Source organism: Mesorhizobium sp. M7A.F.Ca.CA.002.05.1.1 (genome assembly GCF_003998335.1).
In the GTDB taxonomy this organism is placed as follows: Bacteria; Pseudomonadota; Alphaproteobacteria; order Rhizobiales; family Rhizobiaceae; genus Mesorhizobium.
The window spans coordinates 1-3,558 of record NZ_RZQI01000628.1 but is presented as its reverse complement, the minus strand read 5'-3'; the positions used below and the strand labels follow the sequence as shown (position 1 = coordinate 3,558).

Annotated in this window: 4 protein-coding genes; 3 read left to right on the top strand and 1 reads right to left on the bottom strand. The window is 62.7% G+C overall.

Annotated elements, in window-relative coordinates; genetic code table 11:
* Both EN939_RS25430 and EN939_RS25425 read left to right on the top strand, forming a co-directional pair.
* A partial coding sequence (locus EN939_RS25430) for an oligopeptide/dipeptide ABC transporter ATP-binding protein (RefSeq protein ID WP_164751211.1) occupies positions 1-1,378 on the top strand: 1,378 nt, incomplete at its 5' end.
* A gap of 64 nt (positions 1,379-1,442) precedes the next feature.
* The gene (locus EN939_RS25425) at positions 1,443-1,661 is read left to right on the top strand and encodes a CopG family transcriptional regulator (RefSeq protein ID WP_127270554.1); all 219 of its coding nucleotides are present in this window, start codon (positions 1,443-1,445) and stop codon (positions 1,659-1,661) included.
* 392 nt (positions 1,662-2,053) lie between these two features.
* On the opposite strand, the gene EN939_RS25420 is transcribed toward EN939_RS25425, so the two are convergent.
* Positions 2,054-2,644, bottom strand: coding sequence for a transglycosylase SLT domain-containing protein (locus EN939_RS25420; protein WP_127270553.1), 591 nt, complete (start codon positions 2,642-2,644; stop codon positions 2,054-2,056).
* 216 nt (positions 2,645-2,860) lie between these two features.
* Between EN939_RS25420 and EN939_RS25415 the strand changes: the two genes are divergently transcribed.
* Positions 2,861-3,558, top strand: a 698-nt coding sequence (locus EN939_RS25415) for a trimethylamine methyltransferase family protein (RefSeq protein WP_206528336.1), incomplete at its 3' end; no start/stop codon positions are given.

Genomic DNA, 3,558 nt, shown 5'->3' with positions numbered 1-3,558 from the left:
GATCGAGGTCGCGGGTCACGAAGGCCATTTCTCGCGCTGTGTGCGTTTCAACGAGATCGACTGGGAAGCGCTGCCGCCCGGCGCCAAGAAGGTCAATGAGCGCGTCGTGCCCGGCGCGCCGGTGCTCAAGATCGAGGATCTCAGAAAATACTACAGGGTCGGCGGCAGCGAGGTGTTCGGCTCGAGCGAGGGCCGCGTCGTCAAGGCCAATGAGACGATCTCGTTCATGGCGCGCGAATCCGAGACGGTCGCCATCGTCGGCGAATCCGGCTGCGGAAAGTCGACGCTGGCCAAGGTGCTGCTCGGGCTGGAGACGGCAAGTGCCGGCACGGTGACGCTGGGCAACACGGAAATCCAGTCGACGGGCATCGAGAAACGGAGCGTTGACACGGTGTCGTCGATCCAGATGGTGTTCCAGAACCCGTTCGACACGCTCAATCCCAGCCATTCGGTCGGTTCGCAGATCATCCGCACGCTGGAGAAGTTCAATGTCGGCAAGACGGTTGCCGATCGCCGCAAGCGCATGCTGGAACTGCTCGACCTGGTGAAGCTGCCCAGGGCGTTCGAGACCCGCAAGCCGCGCCAGCTTTCGGGCGGCCAGAAGCAGCGCATCGGCGTGGCGCGCGCCTTTGCCGGCGACGCCAAGGTGGTGGTGGCCGACGAGCCGGTCTCGGCGCTCGACGTGTCGGTGCAGGCGGCGGTGACCGAATTGCTGATGGACATCCAGCGCAAGAACAAGACGACGATGCTGTTCATCAGCCATGATCTGTCCGTCGTGCGCTACATCGCCGACCGCGTCGTCGTCATGTATCTCGGCTATATCGTCGAGCAAGGCACGACCGACCAGATCTTCGCGCCGCCCTATCACCCCTATACAGAGGCGCTGCTGTCGGCGATTCCGATCGCCGACACCAGCGTGGTCAAGCGGCACATCGTGCTGGAAGGCGACATCCCGTCGGCGATGAATCCGCCGTCCGGCTGCCCGTTCCAGACCCGCTGCGGCTACAAGAAGCTGGTGCCGGACAATCTGTGCGAGACCAAGGTGCCCCCGGTCAAGCATCTCGGCGGCGGCCATATGAGCCTGTGCTGGCTCTCCGACGACGTGCTGGCCAAGATGGAGCCGGTGATCAAGTTCGACAAGGAACACGCCGCGCACGAAGGCGTGCCGGATGACGCGCCGCACGGCGACGGCCCCGGTTTTGCCGGCACGCCGCCGAAGCGTCCGCGCGGCAAGACGGGCAGCGCGGCAGCCGATGCGGTGGGGCAGGCTGCCGAGGAGGCCGAAGCCGTTTCGAAAGCCCGCCGTCACGAGGTCCGCGACGAGGTTTCGGAAACCGGCCGTTCTCCAAAGCCGGGCAAGCCCAGGAAACCGAACTGACCTGCATCACGCAATTTCATTTGCTGCGCCATGTGATGTTTGATGCTTGGAGGGAGGGCGAATTGTGAGAACGACACTTGCAATCGATGACGATGTCCTTCTTGCCGCCAAAGCTATGGCGCGGCAGCAGGATCGCAGTGTGGGCGAAGTCATTTCCGATCTGGTTCGCCGTTCGCTGCGTCCGCCGCAGGCGGGCGGGGAGCGCAACGGCATTCCCTTGCTTTCGTCGCGGCCCGGCGGGCCGATGGTCGATCTCGAAACGGTCAATGCGCTTCGCGACTAGCCGCGCTGGAACAGAGGATCTGGCAGGGTTGGGGATCTGTCGGCAGCAAGATGTCTTCCCTCGGTGGACCATCGCTGGCATTCGGGATTGGCTGGAGCCTCCCCAAACTTCGTCATCCTAGGGCGTAGCAGGAGCGAAGCTCCGTCGCGGAGACCCTGGGATCCATGCCGCGACCTCAGCCGAGGGCGCAGCGGAGCACAATTTCTGCCCGCGGCGGCGATTTGAAGTCGCGGCATGGATCCCTTGGGCTGCGGAGCAGCTCCAGGGGTCTGCGCTGCGTCGCTGCGCTCCTTGCTCCGCCCGTGGATGACGAAGCGATGAGCGTTTGCCGCTAGTCGGCAAGGCATGCCGTCCATCAGCGGGTGGTTGAAATGCTCATGCCCGGAATTAGTTCAGTTCCCGCACTCGCTCAGTTGCTGCGCATAGTCCCGCGCCATCTTGTCGGTGGCCCGGGCATAGCCCTGGACGCCGGCATCGCCCCGGTTGCCGCGGCCATAGGCGGTCCAGCCGAGATAGTAGGCGAGATAGAGGTTGTAGGTGTCGTTGCGGGCAACGCCATACGTGTCTGCGGTCTTGGAATGATACCAGCCGACAAAGTCGACGGCGTCGGCGAATTTCGTCCGCCGGGCCGCCCAGTTGCCGGTCTCGCGCTGATATTGCGACCAGGTGCCGTCCAGCGCCTGCGAGAAGCCGGTGGCCGACGAGACATGCTTCCACGGAATGAAGCCGAGCAGCTTGGTGCGTGGCGGCCGTGCATTGCTCTTGAAACCGGATTCCTTGCGGACCGTCGCCATCAGCACGGGAACGGGGATGCCGTATTTCTGCTGTGTGCGCTCGGCGGCCGACTGCCAGTTGTCGAACCAGCCGTCATTCTGGTCGAAGACGGCACAGACATTGTTGATGTGGCTGGGCGGCGTGGCGCAGGCCGAAAGCGCCAGCAGCACGCAAACCGCACCAATTTTACTAAAACTCGAGCTACGCATTGGCAGAGCAATAGGCCGAAATCATAAAGGGAATCTTGCAGCGCTCGTTAACGCTTCGTCGGAGCAGTCGCTTGGGGGATTTTGTGTCAGTAATCCGACGTATTTCGTCGCTTTCTCTAAATAGATATTACAGAAATGCCGCCGTGGCTAAAATCACGCCCGCAAACGGCGTATTTCCGACAGCTTGCCCGGTTTGCCGGGGCTTTGATGCCGGGCATGAACGAACCAAGACGCAAACGCGGCGCCGAGCGCACCAGCAACAGGGGCCCGTCGGCCATCCCGCAACTGCCGCTCAGGCGGGTGACGAATCCCTATCCGCCAATGGCTATGCTGTCGCCCGACCAGATCGAGCAGATCCATCAGGCGTCGATGCACATATTGGAGAATTTCGGCATCGAGGTGATGAGCCCGCGGGCGCTGTCGCTGTTCGAGAAGGCTGGCGCCGAAGTCGATCATGCCTCAGCGAATGTCCGCATCGATCGCGGCCTGATCGAAGACGTGTTGAAGACCACGCAGTCCAGCTATGTGTTGACGCCGCGCAATCCGGCCAACGCGGTTCATCTGGGCGGCAACACCATCAATTTCACGCTCGTTGCCGGGCCGCCGAATGTGCACGATATGGAGCGCGGCCGCCGTGCCGGCAATTTGCGCGACTATTCGGATCTGACCCGGTTGGCGCAGCATTTCAACTGCATCCACATGCTCGGCAACCAGGTCTGCGCACCGGTGGAGCTGCCGGCAAACTCCCGCCATCTCGACACCTACTTCACCAATCTGACGCTGACCGATAAGAGTTTCCATGTCTCGGCTATCGGCCGGGGCAGGGCGCTTGACGGCATCGAGATGATGGCGATTTCGCGCGGGCTGACGCTCGACCAGATGCGCGACGATCCCGGCATCACCACGATCATCTC